Genomic DNA, 26,470 nt, shown 5'->3' on the forward strand with positions numbered 1-26,470 from the left:
TGAGCACGTTCACATCTTTCTAAAACCGGCTTTTCACAATAAAAAATAGTGGGCGCGCCAGCGCCCATCATTTTTTATTGTCTTTCTAAAACCCCTGGGTTTTGAGGAGGAGCCAGGAGAGGCCGACTCCGACCAGGGAGCCAGCGATCACCTGGGCCAGCGTGTGGCGGCGCAGGATCACGCGCGACCAGCTGACCAGAATCACCAGCAGGAAGGCGGGCAAGATCATACGTCCATAGACCATGCTCAATGCGGTGACCGCGGCCGACAGAGCCGAGGCATGCATGCTGATCTTCCACCAGAAGGTAATCAACATCATAATCACGCCACTGATCGAGACCAGCAGTAGGACCGACTCCAGATTCTTTTGTCCATTGGTCAGATGCAATATGAGAAAGCCAAGCAGGCTTGACGCAATGCCGAACAGGAAGGGACCGACGCGCTGCGAGCGCACACTTACATCTACGTCTGTAAATTTACCGCTCAGCACGCCAAAGGTGATATAGGCCATCGGGCCAACGCAGAGAAAGAAAATAGTAATAATTGCAGAAAGCAATGGATTGCGATCATTGGCCGAATAGGCCATTAATAAAATAAAAGGCAAGGCTACCACGGCGGGCGATAGGACCGTTGACACGAAGCGCGCGCCTTGCATGTGTAGCGTTCTGGTCACTGTCACGCTATCGTTGCCTTCTTGAATAGCCATATCCTCAAGCATTATGAGTTTCTCCTTACTTTCCTTGCTAGGCATCAATCACTTGTTATATATAAACGCGTGAGCAGGCATAAAATCCACCCTGCTTCTCAGCACCATTACCAGTTTACTGGTCGGCTGGCTCAAAGGTCGACTGCCTGGCCTGAATGGCGTAGCCCAGTACTGTACTGGCGACCCTACTGAACTCCTCGGCATCACCACTGCACCAGATAGAGGTGCTCCCCTCTAGTCCATTCAGAGGACGGGCCAGTCCATCTGTATCTAGAATGGCATGTGCGCGGCGGGCGATGGCTGATCCGCTATCGATGATCTGAACCTGTTTTCCCATTATCTGCGCGATTGCCGGTCGCAAAGCGGGAAAATGGGTACAGCCAAGCACCAGCACATCGATCTCTTTATCTATCAATGGCTGTAAGGCGTCGCGCAGCACGCTATCTACGTGAGGACCATTCAGCTCGCCCTGCTCGACCAGTGTCACCAGTTGGGGGCAGCCGACGGCATAGACCTGGATGTCGGATGCGAAGTCATCGATCAGGTGGCGCAGATAGGACGCTTTGATGGCCTGGTTGGTGGCGGCGATGCCGATGCGGCCCCGGCGTGTCAGCCGTGCAGCCGGCTTGACCGCGGGCACAACGCCAATAAAAGGGATCGAAAAGGTAGAGCGTAGTACGCTTAATGACGCCTGCGAGGCGGTGTTGCAGGCAACAACGATCAACTTTACCCCCTGATCGATCAAGTAGCGGCTGTTCCGCAAGGATAGCTCGATGATCTCTTCTTCGCTACGTGTGCCGTAGGGGCAGTTGGCGGTATCTCCCAGGTAGATGAAATGCTCATTGGGAAGCTCTTGTTGCAGGGCGGTCAGGATTGTCAGGCCCCCGGCACCCGAATCAAACACTCCGATTGGTGCGAGTGCCCGGTGTTGTCTTTGCTGAAAGCCCTGTGGAGCGCCGCCTGCATAGTCGTAGATGCTATGCTCGCTGCGCTCGGCATCGCGTGCGGGCAACACCCCGTGTTGCTCCGCACCATCGTCTAAACTCCTGATATCCATAATCCTTATTATATTCTACAACTACTACTCTATCAGACTACGAAACTCGTGTTGTTCACCAAAGACGTGTCGCATTGTATCACTGATCTCTCCCAGTGTCGCGTAGGCCTCGACCGCTGAGATGATGGCGGGCATCAAGTTAGCGCTCCCCTCGGCTGCCTGCTGGAGTTGCTGCAGCTTCTGTTTAACCAGATCGTTGTCACGTTTCTGGCGCAGCTCGGCCAGTTTCTGGGCCTGCCGCGCACCGATCTGAGGATCAACCTTGTGGCCGACGAAATGCTCCGTCTCGGCCTGCTTGAAGCGGTTGACGCCTACCACGATCGCCTGCTCTTTCTCTAATTCGAGCTGATACCGATAGGCCGCCTCCTCGATCTGGGACTGCATGTAGCCGGTCTCGATGGCGCGCACGCTGCCACCGATCTCATCGATCTGCTGGATATAGGCCAGGGCCTGCTTTTCCAGTGCGTCGGTGAGGGTCTCGACATAGTATGAACCGGCCAACGGATCGACCACGTCGGCGACGCCGGTTTCATAGCCCAGAATCTGCTGTGTGCGCAGGGCCAGGCGCGCAGTCTCTTCCGTGGGTAGCGAGAGCGCCTCGTCTTTGGCGTTGGTGTGGAGGGACTGCGTGCCACCGAGTACCGCGGCCAGGGCCTGGTATGCGGTGCGCACGATGTTGTTATCGGGCTGCTGGGCCGTCAGGGTCGAACCGGCGGTCTGGGTGTGGAAGCGCAGCATCATCGAGCGCGGATCTTTAGCGTGGAAGCGTTCGCGCATGATATGCGCCCACATACGCCGGGCGGCCCTGAACTTGGCGACCTCTTCAAACAGATTGTTATGGCTATTGAAGAAGAATGAGAGCTGACCGGCGAACGTATCCACATCCAGACCCGCATCCAGCGCCGCCTGCACATAGGCGATGGCGTTCGACAGCGTAAAGGCGATCTCCTGCGCGGCCGTCGAGCCCGCCTCACGCATATGATAGCCACTGATACTGATCGTGTTCCACTGCGGCAATTCGGCCGCGCAGTAGCTGAAAATATCGGTAATGATGCGCATCGAGTGGCGTGGTGGATAGATATAGGTGCCGCGCGCGGTATATTCTTTTAACAGATCATTCTGGATCGTGCCGGAGAGCTTGCGCGGATCGGCTCCCTGCTTTTTCGCCACCGCGACATAGAGGGCCAGCAGGATGCTGGCGGTGGCATTGATGGTCATTGATGTGCTGATACGTTCGAGCGGCAGGTCCCGCAGCAGTATCTCCATATCCTCCAGGCTCGAAATAGATACCCCGACCTTACCTACTTCTCCTTCAGAGAAAGGATGATCGGCGTCATAGCCCATCTGGGTTGGCAGGTCAAAGGCCACCGACAGGCCGGTAGTTCCCTGTGAGAGCAGATAGTGGTAGCGCCGGTTCGATTCTTCCGCGCTAGCAAAGCCGGCGTACTGACGCATCGTCCACAGCCTGGAGCGATACATTCCAGGGCGTACACCACGGGTGAAGGGAAACTCGCCGGGATAGCCAAGCTGTGTCTGCTCATCCCAATTGGCGAGATCTTCTGAGGTAGATAAGTCGGGGACCTCAATGTCCGAGCTGGTCACGAATTTCTCTTTGCGCGCCGCTGCTTTGGCGCTGACCTTGCGTGCTGTCGTGTCGCGCCACTCTGCGCCACTCTTACTTACATGTATATCCATGGACCCACGTGCTCCTCTTAATGAATGCCAGAAAGATTATAACATAAGACCAGAAGCTGACTAACGCGGCTGCTCACCCTCGATGATGACCAGTAACTGGCCCTGATCGACCGTCTGACCTTTCTGGACCTTGAGCTCCTTGACGGTACCGGCGATCGGTGATGGCAGGTCGTTTTCCATCTTCATCGCCTCCAGCACCACCACTGTCTGACCCGCGCTCACCGTGTCCCCCGGCTGCGCCAGCGTGTTCACGACCAGGCCAGGCATGGGAGCCTTGATTCTGGCGGCGCTGCTCGCCGCGTTTGAGCGCGCGATGCCTGTCAATGTGCGCGTGCGTTCATCTTCGACGGTCACCAGAAAGTACTGCCCGGCTAGCTGAATCTCGTAGGTCTGACGATTCCCATCTTCATCATCCTGCACAACGCGGCGGACAAACACTTCATAGGATTTGCCGCTGATCAGCAGACTGTAGTAACCGCCTTCGGGCTGTTTTCCTTTGTCATCGGCGGCCAGGGCTGCGATGCGTTGCCAGTCGAGAGCATGCGTTACCCCATCTAGCGTCACCGCTGTCTGGACATCTTGCGTGCGGGTGGTGATTGTATAGTTTTGATTGTTTATGCTTGCGATGTATGGCATGACGTTTTTACCTTCTACTTTGAAAGTTATCTCTTGATAAGATGTACACGAGGCCATTGTATCATGTCTGCTGTGAGGAGGCGAGACAGAGATATTTCGGGAGGGCGAGGAAGAATTCTAACATTCCTCTAACACTTTTCCTATGTGGTTCTAACATTCGCTGTGGCATACTTCTTGCCAGAGAAAAGAATAACGCAACATCTGAGATAGCGAGGCGTTATAAACGCGAGACGTTGCATGGTGTAGGAGACGCCTGGCACGGTTCCCTGATTGAGATCCATGCCCCCTCTTAAAGTGGCGTTTTGTGGGCAACTACATCAAAGGGCTACCATGATGAGAGAAGAGGATTTCACGAATCCCTATAATAAAAACAGCGAGCAAAACAATGAGCATGGGCAGTGCGAATCTGCCCCATCGGTTTCGGCGCATGCGCGGAAGCCGCTCCGTTGTGCGAACTGTGATATTGAGATTCTCTGGCCACCAACGCTGCGACATGGTCAAATCTATTGTTGTAGCGGGTGCGCGGCCGGTGGACCATGCTGTTGCGACTACTCGTTGTATCGCTCTGTTAATATCTCGGGTGTCATCCATTATGAGCCAGACGAAGAGGCACTGCATAAGTCTTCTGACTAAAAGCTTCATTGATGAAAGGAAGTGTAAACCGTGGCTAAAATTCGTCCTATCGGAGATCGCGTGGTTGTGAAGCCCGCGGCAAAAGAAGAAGTAACCAAAAGCGGTATCGTTATCCCTGACACAGCTAAAGAGAAGCCCCAGGAGGGGGTTGTCATCGCGGTTGGCAATGGCCGCTTGCTGGATAACGGTGATCGCGCAGCTATAGATGTTCATGAGGGTGACCGTGTGCTGTTCGCAAAATACGGTGGCACCGAGTTTAAAGTGGACGGTGAAGAGTACCTGGTTCTCAAAGAGAACGATATTCTTGCAATTGTTGGCTAGTCATTCCCGGCATCAGGCTCCGCATGACAAACTCTAGGGTAACATGCCGCCTCGATGCGTGAGGATAAAGTAGGAGAAGGAATTCACTCATGGCAAAGCAGCTTGTATTTGATGAAGAGGCTCGCCGGTCTCTTAAAAAGGGTATTGATATTCTGGCTGGTGCCGTAAAGACGACCCTCGGTCCTAAGGGCCGCAACGTTGCTCTGGATAAGAAATTTGGTGCTCCCAACGTCACCCATGATGGTGTGACCGTTGCCAAAGAGATCGAGTTGGAAGATCCATTTGAGAACATGGGCGCTCAACTGCTCAAAGAGGCCGCAACCCGCACAAACGACGTGGCCGGTGACGGCACGACGACCGCGACCGTTCTGGCCCAGGCCATCGTCAACGAGGGCTTGAAGAACCTGGCCGCCGGCGCCAATCCTATGCAGTTGAAGTATGGTATCGACAAAGGCACCGAGGCTGTTGTTTCTTACATCCGCCAGCTGGCCGTACCGGTCGAGGGCAAGAAAGAGATTGCTCAGATCGCTTCTATTTCGGCCGCTGACGAGCAGATCGGCGATCTAATCGCTGACGTGATGGAAAAAGTTGGTAAAGACGGCGTTATCACCGTCGAGGAGTCTCGCGGCATCAACTTCGAGACCGAGTATGTCGAAGGTATGCAGATCGACAAGGGTTACATCTCACCTTACTTCGTGACCAACGCGGAGAAGATGGAAGCCACCCTGGAGAATCCCTACATCCTGATCACCGACAAGAAGATCAGCGCCATCCAGGATATCCTGCCGGTTATCGAGAAGATCGTCCAGCAGGGTCGCCGCGAAGTGGTGATCATCTCCGAGGACATCGATGGTGAGGCTCTGGCCACCCTGGTGGTCAACAAACTGCGCGGTATCCTGAACGTCCTGGCCGTCAAGGCTCCTGGCTTTGGCGATCGCCGTAAAGAGATGCTGCTCGACATCGCTGTACTGACCGGTGGTCAGGTGATCAGCGAAGAGATGGGCCGCCGTCTTGACAGCGCCACCCTTGAGGATCTTGGTAGCGCCCGCATGGTTACTTCCCACAAGGAAGATACCACCATCATCGAGGGTCATGGTACCGCTGAAGAGATTCAGGCTCGCATCCGCCAGATCAAGGCTCAGATCGACGAGACCACCAGCGATTACGACCGTGAGAAGCTGCAGGAGCGCCTGGCCAAGCTGTCCGGCGGTGTTGCGGTAATCAAAGTTGGTGCCGGTACCGAGGTTGAGCTGAAGTATCGCCAGACCCGTGTTGAGGACGCGCTGTCCGCGACCCGCGCCGGTGTTGAAGAGGGCATGGTCCCTGGTGGTGGCGTTGCTCTGCTGACCGCTGTTGAGGCCCTGGACAACCTGAAGCTGGAGGGTGATGCCGCGACCGGTGTCAGCATCCTGCGCCGCTCGCTTGAGGAGCCCATTCGCCAGCTGGCCGCTAACGGTGGCCGTGATGGCTCGGTTATCGTCGAAGGTATCCGCCGCGCTCAGCGCGAGCAGAACAACCAGCATATTGGCTACAATGTGCTGTCAGACACCTATGGCGACATGTTCGAATTTGGTATCGCTGATCCTGCCAAAGTGACCCGTTCGGCTCTGCAGAATGCCGCCAGCATCGCTGCCATGATCCTGACCACCGAGGCTCTGATCACCGACCTTCCCGAGAAGAATCAGCCAGCTGCCCCCGCAGTTCCTGAATACTAATTCTCACCAACGCAAAACAAGAGAAGAGATGCCCCCTGAAAATTTTCAGGGGGCATCTTTATTTATGAAGTGTTTTGTTGCTATGTTGGTGGCGCGTTTGACGCGCCACCAACATAGCAACAAAACACTTCATAAATAATACTGTCAGGAAAGAAACTTCGCTGAGCTTAGCATAGGATTCAGATATTTTTGCAGCGCCTCCTGATAGATACTATCGGGCACCAAAAAGTAGATCACATAATACGTCTTGCTATGTTTATCGGCAATAGTAGTAAAGTGGATCTTTGTATTCTGGCTATCTAGCAGGGTGGCATCCTTTTGTGACCACTTATCGCCCGCGATAGTTGGATTGGCGTTCGTGGCCTGCACCGTTTGAATCTCATGACTGCCCTGGATCTGCTGCAGACTCTGTACCGTAGATGCGTTCAAATCATCGACGCCACTGATCGAGCTGTTGATCGCGCTGGAGAGGCGATTAATGACAAAAGAGATGCCGATTTGATCCTGTGTGATGGTCAGCGAGGTCGCGGCCGTGGATTGCTGGGGCGAGCCAAGGGTCCAATCCGATGGATACTTTACTGACATATTGATATTGGTATTGGTGGCGGTCTTAAAAGAGCTTGGCGCGGGCAGCGAATTCGTGGGCTTGCTATTTGTCTGGGGTGTTGCCGTTGCTGGAGGGTTGTTGCTCTTACTTGCTGGTTTAGCGGTCAGGCCGGTGAGTTGTCCATTGCTATAGAGTGTGGCGGCGGTGATCAGGGCGGCAACAAGAGGAGCTATGACGAGGACCGCGATTATCCCCAGGATGCTACCCGTTTTGCGTCCCGAACGGGTTGTTGCTTTCTTGCCAGCTATAGAAGGCGTGGCGGTCGCGTTTTGCGTCTCTATGGCGCCTGGCAACTGCTGTGGAACGGTGGCTGGCCACGGCGGGGTACCTGGAGGTAGATACGAGAATCTCGATGTATGGCTCGTATAGGTATTAGTTCCGCAGCGTGGACAGAAGGCAGTTGCATCGGGAAGATCGGCTGAGCATTGAGAACATTTCATAAGTCGCGCTCCCTGTATTTAAGATGTATGTATCAAATGACAATCAAAACGTACAACTCCACTCTGGCGCTCTGTTACAACTTTTAAAACCTCTAGTGCTATCGGTTCCCCTATCGCGATGGCGATATCTGTTTCATCCAGCACGCGACACTCAAAATGACGGTCAGGATCTATCTTGTCAGCAATAACGCAATGAACGTAATCATGCTCCTCACCCTGGAAAATGGTGTGTAGTCCTGCCTCTTTGCTCAGTAGTGTACCTTCCCGAATCACGTCTCACACTCCTGCAAACGAGATAGTTCGTTGCCCGTAGCTATCAGCACAAAAAATAGAGATATGATTACTAGTATTAGTAACAACCTGCCGATTGTCAACCTCTTTAGCTATAATTATCGAATAGAATGAATAAATTTGCAACTATTTGCTCTATGCTGAACTTTCAGCATTTATTTTATTTTTGTATGAGCTGGTGCAACACTATGGGTACCTCACCCATTCGCACCAGCTCATACAAAAATAATTGCGGTAAGCCAGGACAAGCCTGGCACCTACTATTTTATTGTATCGGCACATTGGCGGCATTTATTGCCAGAGTTGAATCGTGCCATCGGTGAGCGCGACGATAAGTTGATCCTCAACGAAATCCAGGGCACTGACCTGCCAGGGGTGATAGAGCTTCTGGACAATCTGCCCGGTGGTGATCGACCAGAGATCGATGACACCCTCGTTTATCTCGCTATCTTCGCGTGCGACGGCCAGCCATTGTGCGTTGGGAGAGATGGCCAGGCGCGCGCTACTGCCCATGGTTCCACAGGCGAACTCGCTATAGGTGCCGTTGATGGTATCGCACAGCCGTATCTTGGCGCCCTGGTAGACAAAGGCGACCCATGCCGCGTCGGGCGTAGCGACGTAGGGGGGCGTGCAATCCTCGCAGCGTCCCATAAGGAGAGACGCTTCGATCTGCGGCGCTTTACTACCTAGCTTACTCTTTGGATGCAGATTCCAGCGGCGCACAATGACCATCTGCTGGGACTCATCAGGTACCTGGGCGCAGGAGAGCGTCACCAGGGTCCGGGCATCCCGTGAGAGGGCGCGCATGCGAATGGCCCAGAAGCTGCGCCTATCGCTGCCCTCTTCGGCACAGATCAGCGGATCAAACACGGCATTGGTGGGGGATCCCATTTCGTGGCTAAGCACGTCGCTACTACGTACACCCAGCGAGCGTGGCGCGCGAGTATCTTCACTGAGATAGGGCAGCGCCAGGTGCGCGATCCGCTTGCTCGTGTCCACAACCTGCAGGCAGACATCCAGCGAATAATGGTTGGAGACGGCCCGATCGGTTAATGGATAGCTCCAGAGAAGGTCACCTTTATAGGCATCCCAGACATGCAGTCCCAGCCGGTTCCAGCCGGCCAGGAGCGTACCCGCCTGCGAGATGCGTAGCGCGCGTAGCGCCTCCACGGTCAAAGTGGGATCACTCCTAAATCTGGCGGACGCTACCACGTTATCGCGGGTGACCTCCCATATGGTACCTTCGCCATCGAGCGAGCCCGCAGCCAGCCGCATCCCATGAACGGTTCGCCAGCCGTAGACCGCCGATGTAACACCGTGATTGGTCGTAATCACCGGGCCCGCGTGCAGCGGTCCCCGTGTGCTAAATGTATGCAGGCCAGAGAACTCAACATCCGCTGGGTTATCCGGCATATGTGGACGTGAGCGTGAGCGCGCGATCCTGCTACGTAAGTCGACTACCCCGCCCAGAATGACATCGTACTGCTGACGCTTTTCCGCATCGCCAAGTACCGAATACGCCCGATTTATGCGCTTCATCTCCAGCGCCCCCTCGGGCCCCGCCAGGTCGGGATGAAAACGGCGCGCCAGTTGTCGATAGGCGCGCTTGATGGTATCGCTATCCGCATCAATGGGAATGCCTAAAATGGCATAATAGTTTTCTGGTGTATCCATTATCTTATCGTATCATAGTTAGTCTCTGATAGCGTTATTCTGCTAGCTTGCACCTACCAGAAACAACAATAATCATAAGCGTATGTGGTATCCATTATAAATATGGATATTAGCTTGTTGCTTATACCATAGCAGCATATGAGCTATTCTATACGCCAGCATCGCTTAGTGGCTGGCTTATCGAATGCCTTCATTGTAACATCGCTGCATATCTTCTTTTCGATTCTACCATATTTCTGGCTCCGGGCTTGAGATGCGCAGCGTAGATGCCAGTTTATATAAGACGCTATTTATTTGTCAGGGGATGATTTTAGCAGTACCCCAGGCTGTGCCAGGTGTGTGGTCCTACCTGTCCATCAACCTCCAGACCGTGTGCTTGTTGATAATCTTTGACCGCCGACTGCGTTAATGAACCGAAGTCCCCATCTACTATAAGAGGAGGCGAAAAGTTGTACGGCGAGTTGGGAAAATCATGGGCGGCGTAATGGCTGTTGAGTGATTTTTGCAACGTTGTGACCAGCGATCCTTTCGCACCTGATTGGATCATGGCAGGACATGCGGGTGGCCTGGGCGTAGGCGTGGGTCTCGGTGTGGGCGTAGGTGCGGTAGTAGGAATCACCGGAGCCTGTGTTGGCGCGACGGCGGGAATGGTTGGCGTTACGCTGCGCTGATACGTCTGGGTAGGGGGGCGGCGTGGTGCGTAGGCGTGGGTGACGGCATTTCTTTACCGACGATCTTATTCTCATTGCTGGCTTGTTGCTGCGGGGGCGTCGAGGAAGACATGAGACCTCCACCTTTGATCGCGTAGACAAGTGTGCTGGTCAACAGCAGCAGGACTACCGCGACGATGGTGGCCACGCCGATCATCTTGTTGCGTCCCCGGCGAGCAGGTGCAATGGACGCTCCTGGTTGGGGGATGGATGGACCCTCGTTGGTCGTGTTCGAGGTAACATGTGGTTCCGCGGCATCTGGATCCGTAATATCCGCAGGTAGAGGCGTATGCCCTTCTTTGTGCATAGCTTTGAGCTTGATCCGGTCGTTCTGAGCGATCTGTGCCTGCTCAGATAGCGGCATGCTTTGAGCGGGCGCCACCGCGACCTTCTCGACCCCACTGGCCGCTTCCAGCGCCGCCGCGAACTCTCTTACGCTCGCGAATCGCTGACCTGGATCTTTAGCCAGCGCGGTCAGCACTACCTGTTCCGCTTCTGGTGGCAGGTCGGCAACGTATTGACGCAGGGGCGCCGGTACAGTTGACTGGTGCTGTGCCCACATCTCAAGGAGCGTACCCTGAAAGGGTCGCGTACCACATAACCACTCATACGCAATGATTCCCAATGAATATTGATCGCTGGCCAACTGTGGTTTGCCCTTCAGTTGTTCTGGCGCCACATAGGCGACGGTCCCGACCAGGGAATTTTCTACGCTCTGCGAGTAGGCCGCCTGAGCGATCAAGGCGACGCCAAAATCACTGAGCAACAGATTATTTCTGGGGCCAATCAGTATATTGCTTGGTTTGAGGTCACGGTGAATCAATTTGTGTTCATGTGCATACTGCAAACCATCCGCGATCTGGTTCATATAATCCACCACGGTCGAGAGTGGCAATTTTGTTTTGGGCGGATGACGCTGGCGCAGGGTCCCATGGGGCGCGTATTCCATGATCAAGAACGGGATCTCATCTTCTATCCCAAAGTCGAGCAGACGGATAATGTGGGGATGCGAAAGGTGCGCCAGCGTACGCGCTTCGTTGATAAAGCGTTCGCGGTACTCATCGACCAGGCGCGCATATAAGATTTTGATGGCGGCAAAACTCCCAAGGTGAATGTGCTCGCCCAGATAAACATCCGCGAAGCCTCCCTGACCGAGCAAGCGAAGCAGGCGATAATGACCAAATTGCCTTCCTGTGTAGTCTGCCATATCCTAAAGCCCTTTTTCCTCTTCTGTTTCCTTCTTTACTAAAGTAAGAATGCAAGCGATGATTTTTTGCCTTTCCAATCTGGTCCGGCGCCGAGATGAAAATCTCTCTACATGGTTACAGTCCCTTTTTTAGTAGGGACCTAATTGTGAAGATACATCTGTCTGCCCACTTGAAAATGTAAAAGAGGCATAGGCAGAGGCTGTCTGGGTGGGCCCATCACGAACCATGCCGGTATAGCACGATGTCTGACCAGATGCCACCACACCGTTTCCTCCATTCGAACAGGTATAGGTTGCTCCGTCGTTGTTGCGAACGATTTTTGCGTTCCCATATTTACTCGGGACCGGTTTAGAAAATACAACCTTGGCCCAGGCAGCGTGGCAGGTATAACTAAACTGAAAATATAATGTGCCTGTTATGCCACCTACATTAAAACTCTTAGGTGTGGAATTGGACTGCGTTGCCGCGCATGTTTTCCCACTTACACTGTAGGCGGTTGGATTCTGGCCGTCGACCGCAAAGCTGGCCTGGGCGGGGGCCGTTGGTGTGGGCGTGGGCGCGGCCACGGTGGGTGTGGGCATGGCCGCCGTGGCCGTCGGTTTGGCCGCTGGCGGGTTTTGAGCATCTGTAGATGTTGGTGTCGCGGTTGGAATGGGCGATGGCGTAGATTTTTTGGTAGCGCTATGCGTGGCGGGGGGCGTAACCCTGTGGCTGACCACTGCCGTTCCCTTATCCCCGGACTGCTGTGCAGGCATCGCTGTAGCAGTGGCTGCCGCCAGAGGTTTATTGGCGGCTTCACCATTCATCGCGTATACCAGCGTGCTGACGAGCAGCAGCGCTACCACCGCCGCGATGGCAGCGGTTATGCCGATCTTCTTTTTAGTGCCTCCCCAACGAGCAGGAGTCGGTATGGGTACGAATCTCTGGGAGGCGCGATCATCGGGTTCTGTGTTCGAGTTCTCATCGGGTGAGCGCCTTGCCTCGTCTGGATCTGTGATATCCACAGGTTGAGAGGCGAAACCGCGATCCGTTGCTTTGATCCTGATCGCATCTTTATTAGCAGTTTGTCCTGACGTCAATGGTAGGTTATGAGCGGCGGCCACTGAGATGCGGTCAGGTTGACTGGCGGCTTCCAGGGCGTTCGCGAACGCCCGCACGTTCGCGAAGCGCTGGCCAGGATCTTTAGCCAGCGCGGTTAGCACCACCTGTTCGACCTCTGGTGGTAGATCGGGCACGTATTGACGCAGGAGCGCCGGCACGGCGGATTGATGCTGCGCCCACATCTCGATGACTGTTCCTCGAAAGGGTCGCGTACCGCACAACCATTCATATACCATCACGCCAAGTGAATACTGGTCGCTGGCCAGTTGCGGTCTCCCCTGCAATTGTTCTGGCGCCACATAGGCGATGGTCCCGACCACGGAATTTTCGATACTCTGAGAGTAGGTAGTCTGTGCGATCAAGGCGACCCCGAAATCACTGAGCAACAGATTATTCCTCTGACCAATCAACACATTGCTCGGCTTGAGGTCGCGGTGAATCAGGTTTTGATCGTGCGCGCATTGCAGGCCATCCGCGATCTGATTGACATAATTTACCACCGTCGAGAGCGGAACCTTCGTTTTGGAAGGATGCTGTTGCCGCAAGGTTCCATGGGGGGCATATTCCATGATCAGGAATGGAATGCCATCGTTGATACCAAAATCGTGCATGCGAACGATATGGGGATGTGAAAGACGCGCCAGGGTACGCGCTTCGTTGAGGAAGCGCTCATGATATTCGTCGATCAGGCGAGCATACAAAATTTTGATGGCGGCGGTATTTCCTACGTGAACATGCTCGCCCAGGTAGACATCCGCGAAGCCCCCTTGTCCTAATAAGCGGAGCAAGTGGTAAGGCCCAAATTGCTGTCCAACGTAATCTGCCATGTGCGAAAACTCTTTCTCCTTACACTGCTTCCGTGTTTGTTACCTGGACCTGCATGGGCTGTGCCCCACGGCGCACAAGATAACCACGTCCAGTCGGCATCTTATCGGATGCGCTCTGCTTATGTAGCACTTGGCGCCCTTCGACCGGGTCGCCGCGCATAATGAGGCCAGGGCTCTCCATATTCTTGATGCTACGATAGATGGGATCGTAGTTCGCTCGCCCGATCTCTACCACGCGGCGGGCCAGAATAAAGTGAATGCCAACCTCTTTGGCGGATTGCAGTACCGCTTCGAGTGGATTGAGCGGATTCCCTGATTGCGGGGTTTGTGTGGCAACCATCTCGTAGTCGTCGACGACGAGATAGTAGTGCGTTCCGTTCCATGTGCGATCGCCCATCGCTGTCTCCACAGGGCCAGATGCGTTGCTGGCCTGGCGCCGCTGAAACTCCTCATTGAGGAATTGAACACATTTATTAATGTCATCCAGGGTAGAGGCATAGGCCATCACGTGATTGGTGTGCGCCAGGCTGATCAATGACTTACGGTAATCAATGATGATGATTCTCGCCTGCTCTGGTGTATAGTAGCGCTGCATACCAGTGATCCATGTGCGTAGCAAGGTCGTTTTACCGCATTCGCGATCGCCCAGGATCAAGAAGTGCGGATCATCGTGCACCATATCGATAAAGACCGGGCTGATATTGGTCTCTTCCAGTCCGAGAGGGATACCCTGCGCTGACGCATCGACCGAGCCGGGCATATCTGACCACTGTACCTCGGGCGGTAGGATACGTATTTTGGGTGCGCCTGGCCCTTTCCAACTGATATGCACTTTTTGAATGAACGCTTCCAGTATCTTCTGCATCGTAAACGACGAGACATCGTCGGAGCTATGGTTGCCGACAATGGGCAGCGCCGTCTGGAACAATAATTTTTCCGGCAGCAGGCCGCGCCCGGGCGTTTCCGCCGGGATCATGGCGGCGGTTTTGCGATCAAACTCCGAATCATTGGTATCGTTTAAGCGCAATTCCAGGCGGGTACCAATGTTGCTACGCAACCTGGAGCGAATATCGGTCCACTGGTTGGCGGTTAAAATAACGTGCACACCATAGGTCAGGCCGCTGGCGATGAGCGATGTCACCGTGGCAATGCTCTCTGGATCACTGGTCTCGCATTCACTCTGGAACTGACCAAAGTTGTCAATGAACAAGAACACGTCCCCGTACTGCTCTTGCGCGAATTTCCCTTGCTGTCTCATATGTCGATAGCTCGCCATGCCATCGATCTCGTATTGCGCGAATAAGGCCTCACGATCCGCCACGATCTGTAGCATGCGCCGCAGGACACGCTGCTGCTTATTTTTGTCTGCCCGGCTACAGATCGCGCCCACGTGAGGCGCGTGTTCAAAGACGCGCAGCAGGCCACCACCAAAGTCGATGCCATAGATCTGTACTTCGCGTGGGGTGTGCGTGACGATCAGCGAGGTCATCAACGTACGCAGCAAGGTACTCTTTCCCGATTGGGGCGCCCCTACCGCGACGAGGTGGCCTCCCAGACCGGAGAAATCAAGGTACAGTGGTTGCTGCACCTGTTCCGCTGGCCGATCCATGATGCCGATAGGCACGCACAGCGGTCCAAAGGGCGCGCGCGTGGCAAACGAAGAACCATCCAACTGGCCCTGCCCACAGCGCTGCAGTACATCGGCAAGCGACATTCTCTCTTTTAACGGCTCTTGCCAGACCGCGTGGACGCGCCAGCCATTGGCCGGTGCTGGCGCCTGTTTAACCTTCTCAATCACCATCTGCATCTCTGTACGTGGGGCGCTTAACGCTTGCATGCTCTGTGTCTTTTCCCTGCCCTCAGAAGGAAGCAGCTTGCCCGTATCTGTAAATGGACGAAAGAGCGTGATCGGATCAACCTGGCGCTGATCGATTGGTATATAGGGGAGTGAAATAAGCGCGGTCTTAAAACTGGTATAGATATCCTCATCCACTTTGAAATAGCCGCTACCGGGAGATGGTGGCAGGTAGTAGGCATCGTGCGTTCCAATCACCGCGCTACTCTCTTCCGCCTTAAATGTGCGCAAGGCGATGCGGTAACGCAGGTGACCTTCCAACGTCCTGATACGTCCCTCCTCGATACGCTGTGTTGCCAGCATCATATGCATGCCGAGGCTGCGTCCCACCTGGCCAAATTTAGTGAACAGCGCCAGGAAATCTTCGTAGTTGGCGATCAATTGCGCGAACTCGTCAACAATGATGATCAGGTATGGCATCGGCTCCAGGTGAGGATTCTTGCGCCACAGCTTATGATATTCTGTGATATTGGGCACGCCAGCCTGGCTGAGCAGATTCTGACGTCGCTGTTGCTCACCGAGCAGCGAGGAATACATGCGACTGATCAGCAGCGGATCGTTTTCCAGATTAGTAATGATGCCCGACACATGTGGCAGGTCAGCGAACTCGGCAAAGGCCGCGCCAGCTTTAAAGTCTATCAGCACAAAGTTGACGGTGTAAGGATCATGGGTGAGCGCGAGGCTGGTGACGACCGTACGCAACAATTCACTCTTGCCTGATCCGGTTGCTCCGATCACCAGGCCGTGCGGACCCAGACCGCCTGCCGCCATCTCTTTAATATCGAGTAAGAGGGGACCGTGCTTCTGCAATCCAATGGGAACGCGTAAGAGATCCTGGTTATGGTGCCGACGCCAGAGGTCCACCACCTGGAGCGTCTCGATCGCCTGAATGCCATGCAACTGTAAGAGGCCGACGTTTTGTGAGTAGTCCAGGCTTGCCTCCCCGTCTACGAGGTGGAGCGACGCCATGCTACGAGCGATCTGCTCGCAATGGTCGATCTCCATCTTATCAAGAGCGACGAACTCGATACCCTTGCCGTCAGGGGCCATCTCCTGGTAGGAAAGATAGAGATCATGAAACGTCGTAGCGATCGAAAGACGGGCCTGCAGAACCGGCGGCTCTTGCTCCATTCTGTTTACCAGGCTGATTACCGTGATGCCCAGCTGGGCGGCATCGCGCATGACCTGCTCAAGTTCTGGCACGCGAGCAAGAAGGCCACCGGGGGTAAAGCTATCGATGATAAATATGAGATGCTTGAACTTCATCAACAGCTCATGTCCATCCTGCCTCTTCTCTTTGAGCAATTTGTAGCGCATCTCCAGCTCTGGCTTGATCTGCGCGTCAAAAAGGGTGCGGAAATTATCAACCGTATCGGCTAACAGACACAGGGGCTCCGCGTCATTGGGATGTTCTAAACTGACCTGCCGCAGGCGGCGTGTATGGGGAAGCCACTTGAGCCAGCCCCATTCGGGAGCGGCGATGGGAGGAAAATAGGCCAGAATCGATACGTCTTCGGGCGTATGGAACGTGGTGAGCTGGCCTACCAGGCTGCGTGCCAGCGTGCGTATGGCCGGATTTGGCCCAACGATGGAGATCGATCCCAGGTTTCTTAAGGGGATGACCAGGGGCTGACCATCGATATGGCTGTTATGATTGACCAGGTCGCGCGCCTCTTGCAACAGCGACGGCTCTACCCTGGCTTTGTAATCTTCTTTAAAGTTTAGCGGACAGCAGAGGGCGATCGGCGCGATCCCGATACGCACGGTGAGAAAATCCTCATCGGCCGGACGGCGTTCCCATAGCGCCAGCCGTCCGCTGACGACCTCCGGCAATATGGATGGTTCGGGATAGAGGCGCGTGTTGCGCTGCACCTGGAGCTTTTTGAGCTCAGTCAGCCTGCGCTGGACGTTATCAAGGTAGCCACGATATGCCTCATGGCTGGCTTTTTGTTGTGTCTTCTGGGTTCGGCGCTGGAAATAGGTTGAAAGGAACATCATCCCCAGGGACAGGGGGAGAATGCAGACCTCGGCGATGATGATGAGTGGATTGGGTGAGCCCCCACTAATGCCCAGGTATGAGACCATTGAAATAAGCATAATAAACATACCTGAGACGGGATACAGGTACTGCACAATTGAAGCTAACTTACCTCCTTGATCCTGAGGTAATTGCGGAGGGGCTTCAATCTCTATTGGCTGGCTGGATAATGATGCCGGATAATTTCTAACGGGTCGATAGAAGGTTGTCTTTGCCATAAGAATTCTCTACTCCGCACTAGTCATCATCATTGTAATCAGGTCGATGCCAGTGTAGTTGCTATGAAATATTCCATTTCACCCCGATATTTCCAGGGTTATCCCCCGGATCGATATTCACAGGCCGAAATGTTTGTTGCGGTGCCGCTGTCTGTCGCGGGCGTACAGGCGAAGACGCATCTTGCAGAAACAGAACGGCGCCATCGACCACCCCGGCATCGAGCAATGAAGCCAGCGCTGGCAATACCGTGCCTGAGTTGGCTACAGAGAGCGTCCACTGTGGCCTGCCTCGTTGTGGGAGGGATGCGCGTTTGAAGTCACAGACTTCGAGCAACATGGGAATAAACTTGCCTACAGGTACCTCTGCCGGCACCTGCATGTCGAATCTGCGCTCATCTCCAATAATGGTCACAAGTAATGTTTGCATCGCTTTTATAAACTGATCTATTGATAAAAATACAATCGTAGGAGCCTGAAAAGCCAGGCTCCCACGTTATAAGCAGCTAAAACGAATGGTGAGGTTTAGAACCTGAAGGAACGCTGGATCTGTCCATCCAGGTCGTCATAACCCAGACCAGCACTGTTGACCTTGCGTGAAATGGTCTCAAGTACCTGTTTGATGTCATTGACATCTTTGTGCCACTCGTTCATCAGATCGACAAACTGAGCGGCCGCGGGACCTTTCCAGAGCCCCTGGAGCTCCTCAATCGTGCCATTCACAGCTGTAATGAGGTCGCCCAGCTCTACCGACTGCTGGGAAAATTTAGATGCACCACTTTGTATACCTGCTGTATTCGCCTGAATATCTGGCATTGAAAACACCTCTTTTGTGAAATAGGGTTGAGGTTCGCAGGCTATACCTGCTATTTCAACCGGCTTCATTAAAAGGGGGAAGTGGGACCTGTTCACGTGAGCCTCATGCCGAAACATTGAAGGCTGAAAAATCCGCTTCCCTGCAAACGTTGGTGAGCCTTTGGAAAGCCTATGTATGACTCTTCGCGCTGCTCTTCAACGTCTTTTTAAGGCGCGCAATGGCGAGTATCATAGGAATTCCAGATGGAATTATATCAATATAATTCTTTAAAAACAATTTACTCTATTTTTGTACTAATTGCCTCTAGCAAATGTAGTACTATAATAGTACTTTGCCTCCTGCGGAGAGGCCCGCGCGATAAGCTTTTGCGCGCGTTGCTAAAAGCAGGCGAGTTTCTATTTAGTCGCCTGTATTAACCGGGGCTACACCACCATGGGTATAACCTTTGGGATTGGGATCGGGCACGAGTTGCGAGTTGAGATAGGAACTGTGGGTGAAGTCGTCCAGGTTCGCTCCACTCTCCTCTGGAACGGCCGATGACTGGCCGATATAGAACTTCGCCTTTGGTGAAACCTTGCCATTAGCGAGCTGGGAGAGCTGTATAGGAGTGAGCATATGGACTCCGCTTCCATCGCCTGGATCATAGTAAACATTGTAGGGCATGGATGGTCCCATCTGCTCAGGTGTGCCTTTGGTTGGGCTCGCGCCCAGGGTATGATTCCAGACCTCGGCCAGGGCCATCTCTTTCAAGATATCTCCTGTGCCTGTGGTGAGCGCTTCCTGCCCGGCTTCTTTGGCGGCTCCTAAAACTCCGGCTTCCGCTACATCCCCTATACCATCTGTCAGGAAGGCGAGTGCTACCGCCGAGACGGGAATCAGAATCTGGTCGGGTTTGAGTCCAAGGATCATCATCTCGTGCTCGGGTGCCTCTTTGTCTACCTTAGTGTAGGAGAGGACATTGAGGTTTTCAGGTAGCGTCTCCAGGGGCTTTTCGCCGACCAGGACCAGGTTGTTCACCTTAAAGTTCTCACCGCCATTGTTCTCACCATCCAGCACCATTTGCTGAGTGATACCTCCATCTTTGTAGCCAATCAGCGTGACGGCGGTATCCTTTGACAGGCCATGCGCCGCGATATACTGGTTGATCGCCTTTTCAACGTCAGCCGGATTGGTCCCGGATTTGACGACGACCATCAGGCCGTTGGGCGTCTGCCAGAGGTAGACCTTGCCGGTCATGCCAGGCGCCGTTACGTCGGTAATCAGATCTCCAATGCTCGGTGAGCTGATGGCTGAGGCCGCATCGACATCCATCTGGAATTGCCCGACGAGGGTCTGAAACTCCATCAACCATTCGCCATAGCCCAGCTTCATCTTGTTGGCAATGATGCCCAGGTAGTGTAGCGCTATCTGATAGGTTGAATCAACCTCGCTGTCATAGACCTTCCAGGCATCTTTCTGTATTCTTTTGTCGTTGAGCGCGCCTTCCAGATAGCTATGCTGCTGATTTTTATAGCTCAAGAAGTCACCCTGAATACAGCTGACCGCGTAGTTAATGTTATCCTCGACCAACTGTTGCCCTTTGCCAGGTGTGAGCAACTGGTCTAACTGTCCGAACAGGCTGGGGAGCGTATCCTCGCGAATACGCCAGATCACGGTTTCGCTGATGCTGTCAGGATCAGTATTGCTGTACGGCGAGTTGCCCTGGCCTTCGTTAAAAAACTGGCTGACAGAGGTTGAATAGGGATCTGCATTGCCGCTCATCAGGCCGTATAGATCGCTGGTCGCCAGATAGTAGCGCGAGTCCTGATCATAGGGCGGGCACAGCTCTTCCAGAGATTTGTGGGTCTGAGTGCAGGCCAGCTGAAAATCTTGCAGCTTGGTGAGCACATGTTGTGAACGCGAGACATTGCGGCTCACCGCGTCTTTACAGCCCTGAGCCCCTTTTCCCATGAAGGGAATGGAGCCCGTCACGCCATCGACATTATTGTTCACATAGGTCTGAAACTGAGTAGTGGTTGTGGTATAGTGATTGGCAGCCGTACTACTTTTCGTGCCCATCTCTTCCAGGCCACTGAGGAGCGGCTGAATGATGTCCTCAAATTTCGTCATACGATGCTCCTTCTATTATGGAATCAGCGTGGTAGGAGCGATATCGGTAAAGACATTCACCGTGCTGACCTCTTGCTTCTCGGAGGCGGTCGCGGTATTGAGCAGGATACGGCCGATATCACTGCGCTGTGTCAGGACGTCTGTGTAGGCTTTATAGAAATTGGTACTGAATTGGGTAAGTTTCCCATGGAGAATCTGCGGCATGTCAGGAATGATCTTGTTCAGTTCACTCTTGAAGGTATCAAGGGCGAGCGGATCGGGAGAGTTCTGTATGGATTGCGCGCCGTTCAGAACACTCGTGCCCAGGTCCTGCACTGAGACCGTATCAATCTGAAAATCGGTTTCGTGTCCCAATTACTTATCTCCTTACAACTATTTAAATACATACCTATTTTAGCAGGCGTATCTTGTAAAAAAAGTTAATAAGTTCACAAAAATACTAACAATCTTTTACATAATACTGGTTTTGATACAGGACATCAGCCATGTGAAAAGGATCTGCCCCTGTGATCTATGTTAGCTGTTTTGTTGTTCAGAGCTCCATACTTTGGCATATTTAAAGAGAACCTGCGTTGTAAAGTCTTCGTTGGGTCCGCTGGCGGTCACGCCGACGCTACCAGGCGCCTGATTATGCGTGTCCTGGATCGTGGCGACATGCTGCAGGTTCACGTAAAAGTCCAGTGTCTGACCAGTGGCACTGATGGCGATCAGATTGGTCTGGTTGAGACCCTGTTTGATGGCGGGACTAAAGCCTCCCTGTATCTGGTAATCCAGATTATTATTGTCGTTGCGCTCAATAATATAGTTCCCATTCACCGTAATGATGAATTTGAAGTATGCCTGTGGGGAGATATTGGCGCGAACGATAAGCCCGCCAGCCTGCCCTTGCTTGATCGTCATTTGTAGCTGGTAGGTCAGATCCTTATAGTTTGTCTTGCTCGCCAGGCAACTTCCAGGACCATGCGTGGTGAGCATGTATGACTGATTGGAGAACTGACAGCTCAGAGCCTTCTCGTTATTGAGGCTTTCCCAACCATTATCACTGGATGTGGTGGTGTTATTGTCCAGGGCGTCGTTAACGACGAGCTTATTGGATTTTCCATAAGGATTTTGTTGCGACTGGGCGGCCGCCTGAATCAGGGTGTTAAGCTGGTTGGTAAATGAAGATGGGGCGGCCGTTGGTGTTGCCTTTACCACCAGACCTGTATTTGTAGCTGGTGCCCTTCCCCATATGAGTACGCCGATCGCAAAAAGCAAGGTAAGGACCTGTATCGCCGAGAAAATAATCACCCAGATGGGCGCTATCTGATACTTATCACGCAGCGGCACGGGACGATCGATCTGCGATTGCCTGTTTTTGCCGGACAGAAATTTTCCATTGCGCTCTTTAGGTGGATCAGACTGGGGCGCCTGCGCGACGGGAGGCGGTGCTGGCGGCTCATTTTGATTGGCATAGAACTGCTCTTTTCTGTCATTTCCGCCGCCTGGAATATACGATCCAACTGGTGGAGTGTTATACCTGGTAACCACTGGTGCCGCGTTATTGGGGGAGGAATTGCCCATCGTAGCTACCGGGGCCCCTTCATTCACTGTCCTGTTACCCATATCGCGTGAAGCGATGAAGGTCTCATCTGGATCTTTCTCGAGTGTCAGTAGATCGAGGTAGAGTAACAGTCTGTCCCTCGCCCTCAAGTAATCCTGTGTGGCGTCGAATGTTCGCAGCTTTGCTACCGTTGGAGGTTCTTTATCCGCTGCCAGCGGTGCCACAACGAGGCGCAACACCTCTTTGATGCGTCCCTGCGAAACCAGGGTCAGCGCGAGATTGATGGTGGATTGCACGCGCGGCGATTGAATCGCTTCGGCATTCTGTACCAGGATGACGTATTGGCACCTGGGTAGTTCCGTATAGAGAAACTGCATAAAATTATCATCAAAGATGCTCTCACTGGCGGTTATGACTTCGGCTCGGGCCGTTTGTAGATCCAGGATAAACTGAGCTGCAATATCGCGCTCATAGCGAGATGATTTTGTTGTCGCATAGCTAACGAAGATACGAGTTGATGCCATATGTTCTCCTTGAGATAGGATACTTACAGTTAATAATGCAAACGAAAAATATAGCAATATATGCAGCTGTAAAAAATTATGGGTGTGATTGCTCCTTTTTAATATCCAATCAATTATGACTATAAACTGCGAATTTGTCTACATAATCGCGAACATTCCTGTCGTAACTGGTATATTTGGGCCTGAGACGTTAATACAGTCCGATGTGGTAATCGTCTCTTGTACGTTTGTAGTATCACTGTTACAATACTAGTCAAAAAATGCTATAGCATTTTTTGACTAGTATTGTCTACCTTCAACAGATTGATTAAGAGGAGTGCGTCGGTATTTTATGGAACAGTATCTACGACCAGCCACAAGACTTACACCTGCTCTGGTGGTCTATCTCATAGATGCGAGCGCATCTATGAATGATCCCTGTGGACCCCGTGCAACGATGAGCAAGATCGATCTGGTCAATATGACATTGCGTGAAGGTATTAAGGCGATGGTGTTGCGTTCGATGCGCGATAATAAAGTACAGCCACGCTATCATGTCGCTATTTTTGCTTATAGTACAACGGTGCTGGATATTCTGCAGGGCATTCGTACCCTGCCGGAGTTGATGCGTGTCGGTGGCCCTCCTGAGCTGGTCGCGGGTGGCGAGGATACGGATACGGCCGCGGGCTTTAGCGCGGTAGAAGAGCTCCTGCAGCAGCACCTGCAAACCTACCAGGGAAGTCCGGCTCCACTCATCTGCCATCTCACGGATGCGTTGCGCACCACACAGGACCCGGCGCCTATTGTGCAACGCATCCAGAAGATGAGCGTCGAGGATGGACCGGTACTGGTAGAAAATGTGCTGATGACGACAAAGCTCCTGCGCAAGCCGGTGGCGGACTGGCAACAATGGGGTGGGGTACTGAGGGCAAAAGATATCGCCGATAACTATGCCAGGCTCCTATTCTCTCTATCATCGCCTTTGCCTGAAACATATCGCCAGAATATGAACAGGTCCGCTGGTTACCAGCTTCAAAAAGGCGCGGCCCTCTTTTTCCCCGGCACACAAACTGAGTTGATGCGCCTGGCGATCGCCGCTTCTTCCGCGACTCAGCTATAATGCCGCTGCATTTTCGGGAGAGGAGAATTCTCTACTGTGCTGTATGCCAATCATAACCATGATTTTTCCGTGATCGAAACCGCGCTCCGCGCCGATACTTTCATACACACGGCATTTGAGCCTATGCTATCGATTCGCTGCCTGTCAACCCGTTGCCTTGAATCTCAATTGGAAGGTTCACTCAATCAGGACTTTGTCAGGCTCGTGATCTCGCGGCGCACAGCTTCGCTCTGTTTTTGCGTCTGCGATGGTGTTGGGAGCTCCTACCAGGGACACTTCGCCGCGCGCTACCTGGCCCGCCGCCTGGTGAAATGGTTGCAGATCTTGCCGCAGATCCCGCAAGATCCCTCGATTGTGCTCCCCTCGCTGCGGTCGAGCTTCTCTTTGTGGGCTGATAGCGCCCACCAGACGCTGTCTCAATTGAGCTTGCCCGCTGGACTTTCCGCATGGGAGCGCGAGATCATTCATGAACAGCGCGATCTCTATGGCAGCGGAACCGTATTTCTCTGTGGTCGCATCGACTATGCCCCGGCAACGGCTATGCCACAATATATGCCAGCGCTCTTTTGCTGGATGGGAAATGTGACCGGCTATTCCTTTAGTGGACGGAATCAGTATAAAGAACTGGGTGATCACGGCGAAGATACCAACCGCTGGTCCACCAGACGGGGCAGCCAGGGGAAGATCACCGTCTGTACCAGCACCCTGCATCGACCGGATCCACTCGTTGTACATACCGATGGGCTCGATGCGCTTGGCCCTGAATTGATCTATCTAGACGACGAAGAGCTAAGCGTGCGCATGCGATCCCTGTTGCAGCAGCCCAGAAATGATGACATGACATTGCTTAAGTTGAGTTGGAATACCTTTTAGCACCGCTAGATAAAGAAAATAGAAGACTATGAGTATATTTTCCCCGGATGTGCGAGCAAGACTTGTAATTAAAAGGGATACCTATCGATTCTTACCGCATCCCATCCTTCATGATGAAGTCAATAAAATTGTACGTATCAATACAACCACGTATCAGCTCCAGAATGAAGGGGATAAAACGCTCTGGGCTTTAAAGGTCCCCAATCCCGGTGCCGTTGATCCATCTGTTGAACAAATGGTAGTCAGGCAGAGTGCATTTGGCAACCTTCCCGGGTTGCAGGCCGCCAAACGCATCTGCCTGGTAAAGAGATTATTTCCGGAACTGATCGCGGCGCACCCGGAGCTGGAATATGCCATTCTGATGCCCTGGATATCGGGGCGTACGTGGGCGGGCTTTATGGATGATGGGGAGCTGTGCTCACAATATACCCTTGAGCGGGCAAAAGAATTGGCTCTGACGATGGCCTATGTTTTGTGGAGCCTGGAGACAAATGGCCTCGCCCACACCGATATCGCCGGTGATAATGTCGTTATTGTCAATCATAAGCACGTTGAATTGATAGATCTTGAGGGCCTCTACATTCAAGGGACGCCGCCGGTGGCTCAGCCGAGCAAAGGATGGGCAGGTTATCAGCATCCACGCCTCGATGGACAGGGCCAGAGCCATCTATTCGGGGATCGTTTTGCCGGCGCGATATTGCTTGTGGAGATGCTGACGTGGTGGAATCCGCTCATCCGCGCCCTGACGGAGGGCGAGTCTCTTTTTCAATTCAAGCACCAGGGGGCGCGTGATGAGATGACACAGCGCTTACGAGCGGTGCGCCAGATCCTGCGCGGTATGTATCCGGGGCTGTATGAGCTCTTTGAACAGGCCTGGTATTCGCCCAATCTGGCTCGCTGTCCCGATTTTCGCTCCTGGGTCATGTGTATACTGCGGCTGCGCTGGGACGGCTAGGCGGAGAGGCCGCCCTGTTGGTGCGTTGCCAGGGCGTACTCGTTAGAGGGAAACGATGCGTGTGCGTGGGCGTTCGTTCTTCACGGCGATGCGGCGGATGCCCCACATATACCAGGTGGCGAAGGTGCGATAGGGACGCCAGAGCTCACCGCGTTCCAGCGCCTCTTTTTTGGTGGGACGTTCGACCAGCTGGTAGGCGAAGCGAATGCCCTCCAGGAAGCCAAGATCGTCAACCGGCAGCACATCTGGCCTCATCAGCACGAATATCAGGCACATCTCCGCCGTCCAGCGTCCAATCCCCTTGACCGCCGTCAACTGGTTGATAATCTCCTCATCTTCAAGTTCAAACAGTTTCTCTAGCTGTAGCTGGCCGCTGGTCACATGCTCAACAAGGTTCAGGATATAGCGCGCCTTCGGGGTGGAGAGTCCCAGGGTCCGTAGCCGTTCGAAATCAAAGGACAACAGATTCTCGGGTGTAACTTTCCCATCCGGCATTGCCGCGCACACGCGCGCCATAATCGCGTCGGCCGCCTTCACCGAGATCTGCTGTGAAACGATCGCGTCAACCAGGGCGTTGAAGATATCCGGATCAGGTTGCAGGGTGCAGGGTCCTACACGTTCGATCACATCCTTCATAATCGGGTCGATGCCGCTTAAATACGCTGTGGCTGCCGCGATACTATCTGTATATGATGAGGTTTGCATAGCTCTCTCAAATCTTTCTTCCTGTGCTGTACGTTAACCTGTGCCTGATAGTATAGGCGTGATAAGAACATTTGTCCACCCCGAGGGGATGCGTTTCGTGCTTCCAGCCCCTGACG

General features: G+C 53.4%; 23 protein-coding genes. 6 read left to right on the top strand and 17 right to left on the bottom strand.

The features are described 5' to 3' along the window. Positions 1-85 precede the first annotated feature (85 nt). The 4 genes from AABA21_RS27080 to AABA21_RS27095 all read right to left on the bottom strand — a co-directional run bounded on the left by AABA21_RS27080 (position 86) and on the right by AABA21_RS27095 (position 4,094). Positions 86-718, bottom strand: a complete 633-nt coding sequence (locus tag AABA21_RS27080; protein ID WP_338255020.1) for a phosphatase PAP2 family protein — start codon at positions 716-718, stop codon at positions 86-88. 103 nt (positions 719-821) lie between these two features. Continuing rightward, positions 822-1,763: a glutamate racemase gene (gene murI, locus AABA21_RS27085; protein WP_338255022.1), complete on the bottom strand. Its 942-nt coding sequence runs from the start codon at positions 1,761-1,763 to the stop codon at positions 822-824. A gap of 24 nt (positions 1,764-1,787) precedes the next feature. Then, on the bottom strand, positions 1,788-3,458 hold the full coding sequence (locus AABA21_RS27090; protein ID WP_338255024.1) for an acyl-CoA mutase large subunit family protein: 1,671 nt from the start codon (positions 3,456-3,458) through the stop codon (positions 1,788-1,790). Between the two features lie 60 nt (positions 3,459-3,518). After that, complete coding sequence (locus tag AABA21_RS27095; RefSeq protein ID WP_338255026.1) at positions 3,519-4,094, bottom strand: acyl-CoA carboxylase biotin carboxyl carrier protein subunit; 576 nt, start codon at positions 4,092-4,094, stop codon at positions 3,519-3,521. Positions 4,095-4,757: 663 nt separating this feature from the next. On the opposite strand from AABA21_RS27095, the gene groES reads away from it, so the two are divergent. Both groES and groL read left to right on the top strand, forming a co-directional pair. Next, positions 4,758-5,048 (top strand): co-chaperone GroES, encoded by a 291-nt coding sequence (gene groES / locus AABA21_RS27100; protein ID WP_338255028.1) that lies wholly within the window; start codon positions 4,758-4,760, stop codon positions 5,046-5,048. Positions 5,049-5,137: 89 nt separating this feature from the next. Continuing rightward, a complete protein-coding gene (groL, locus tag AABA21_RS27105) occupies positions 5,138-6,763 on the top strand; it encodes a chaperonin GroEL (protein ID WP_338255029.1) in 1,626 nt (541 codons plus the stop codon). 144 nt (positions 6,764-6,907) lie between these two features. Here groL and AABA21_RS27110 read toward each other — a convergent pair whose 3' ends face one another. The 4 genes from AABA21_RS27110 to AABA21_RS27125 all read right to left on the bottom strand — a co-directional run bounded on the left by AABA21_RS27110 (position 6,908) and on the right by AABA21_RS27125 (position 10,283). Beyond that, positions 6,908-7,810, bottom strand: a complete 903-nt coding sequence (locus AABA21_RS27110) for a zinc ribbon domain-containing protein (RefSeq protein WP_338255030.1) — start codon at positions 7,808-7,810, stop codon at positions 6,908-6,910. An 18-nt stretch (positions 7,811-7,828) separates the two neighbouring features. Further along, complete coding sequence (locus AABA21_RS27115) at positions 7,829-8,083, bottom strand: hypothetical protein (RefSeq protein WP_338255031.1); 255 nt, start codon at positions 8,081-8,083, stop codon at positions 7,829-7,831. A gap of 309 nt (positions 8,084-8,392) precedes the next feature. Further along, complete coding sequence (locus AABA21_RS27120) at positions 8,393-9,775, bottom strand: DnaJ domain-containing protein (protein WP_338255033.1); 1,383 nt, start codon at positions 9,773-9,775, stop codon at positions 8,393-8,395. Positions 9,776-10,085: 310 nt separating this feature from the next. Further along, positions 10,086-10,283, bottom strand: a complete 198-nt coding sequence (locus tag AABA21_RS27125; protein WP_338255035.1) for a peptidoglycan-binding domain-containing protein — start codon at positions 10,281-10,283, stop codon at positions 10,086-10,088. Between the two features lie 4 nt (positions 10,284-10,287). Here AABA21_RS27125 and AABA21_RS27130 point away from each other — a divergent pair, with 4 nt between their 5' ends. Next, the gene (locus tag AABA21_RS27130) at positions 10,288-10,446 is read left to right on the top strand and encodes a hypothetical protein (protein WP_338255036.1); all 159 of its coding nucleotides are present in this window, start codon (positions 10,288-10,290) and stop codon (positions 10,444-10,446) included. Here AABA21_RS27130 and AABA21_RS27135 read toward each other — a convergent pair. The 8 genes from AABA21_RS27135 to AABA21_RS27170 form a co-directional block, all read right to left on the bottom strand. Continuing rightward, positions 10,433-11,692 carry a serine/threonine-protein kinase gene (locus tag AABA21_RS27135; RefSeq protein ID WP_338255038.1) on the bottom strand — a complete coding sequence of 420 codons (1,260 nt, stop codon included), beginning with the start codon at positions 11,690-11,692 and terminating at the stop codon, positions 10,433-10,435. The genes AABA21_RS27130 and AABA21_RS27135 overlap by 14 nt on opposite strands. A gap of 129 nt (positions 11,693-11,821) precedes the next feature. After that, positions 11,822-13,621, bottom strand: a complete 1,800-nt coding sequence (locus AABA21_RS27140) for a protein kinase domain-containing protein (protein WP_338255039.1) — start codon at positions 13,619-13,621, stop codon at positions 11,822-11,824. A 19-nt stretch (positions 13,622-13,640) separates the two neighbouring features. Continuing rightward, entirely contained in the window at positions 13,641-17,732 is a 4,092-nt protein-coding gene (eccCa, locus tag AABA21_RS27145) for a type VII secretion protein EccCa (RefSeq protein WP_338255041.1), read from the bottom strand. 61 nt (positions 17,733-17,793) lie between these two features. Then, positions 17,794-18,159, bottom strand: a complete 366-nt coding sequence (locus AABA21_RS27150; RefSeq protein ID WP_338255044.1) for an EsaB/YukD family protein — start codon at positions 18,157-18,159, stop codon at positions 17,794-17,796. Between the two features lie 95 nt (positions 18,160-18,254). Beyond that, complete coding sequence (locus AABA21_RS27155) at positions 18,255-18,545, bottom strand: WXG100 family type VII secretion target (protein WP_160145851.1); 291 nt, start codon at positions 18,543-18,545, stop codon at positions 18,255-18,257. A 400-nt stretch (positions 18,546-18,945) separates the two neighbouring features. Then, on the bottom strand, positions 18,946-20,655 hold the full coding sequence (locus AABA21_RS27160; protein ID WP_338255048.1) for a hypothetical protein: 1,710 nt from the start codon (positions 20,653-20,655) through the stop codon (positions 18,946-18,948). Between the two features lie 15 nt (positions 20,656-20,670). Then, positions 20,671-21,009 carry a hypothetical protein gene (locus AABA21_RS27165; protein ID WP_338255050.1) on the bottom strand — a complete coding sequence of 113 codons (339 nt, stop codon included), beginning with the start codon at positions 21,007-21,009 and terminating at the stop codon, positions 20,671-20,673. A 162-nt stretch (positions 21,010-21,171) separates the two neighbouring features. Further along, positions 21,172-22,722, bottom strand: a complete 1,551-nt coding sequence (locus tag AABA21_RS27170; RefSeq protein WP_338255052.1) for a TIR domain-containing protein — start codon at positions 22,720-22,722, stop codon at positions 21,172-21,174. 331 nt (positions 22,723-23,053) lie between these two features. Here AABA21_RS27170 and AABA21_RS27175 point away from each other — a divergent pair, with 331 nt between their 5' ends. The 3 genes from AABA21_RS27175 to AABA21_RS27185 are packed head-to-tail and all read left to right on the top strand — an operon-like array spanning position 23,054 to position 25,649. After that, entirely contained in the window at positions 23,054-23,821 is a 768-nt protein-coding gene (locus tag AABA21_RS27175) for a vWA domain-containing protein (RefSeq protein ID WP_338255053.1), read from the top strand. A 36-nt stretch (positions 23,822-23,857) separates the two neighbouring features. Continuing rightward, positions 23,858-24,694, top strand: a complete 837-nt coding sequence (locus AABA21_RS27180; protein ID WP_338255055.1) for a protein phosphatase 2C domain-containing protein — start codon at positions 23,858-23,860, stop codon at positions 24,692-24,694. A gap of 28 nt (positions 24,695-24,722) precedes the next feature. Continuing rightward, entirely contained in the window at positions 24,723-25,649 is a 927-nt protein-coding gene (locus tag AABA21_RS27185; protein WP_338255056.1) for a serine/threonine-protein kinase, read from the top strand. A 42-nt stretch (positions 25,650-25,691) separates the two neighbouring features. Here the strand turns inward: AABA21_RS27185 and AABA21_RS27190 are convergent, their stop codons facing one another. After that, positions 25,692-26,354: a DNA-3-methyladenine glycosylase family protein gene (locus tag AABA21_RS27190; RefSeq protein WP_338255057.1), complete on the bottom strand. Its 663-nt coding sequence runs from the start codon at positions 26,352-26,354 to the stop codon at positions 25,692-25,694. Positions 26,355-26,470: the final 116 nt, after the last annotated feature.

It is taken from the genome of Dictyobacter halimunensis, assembly GCF_036245075.1.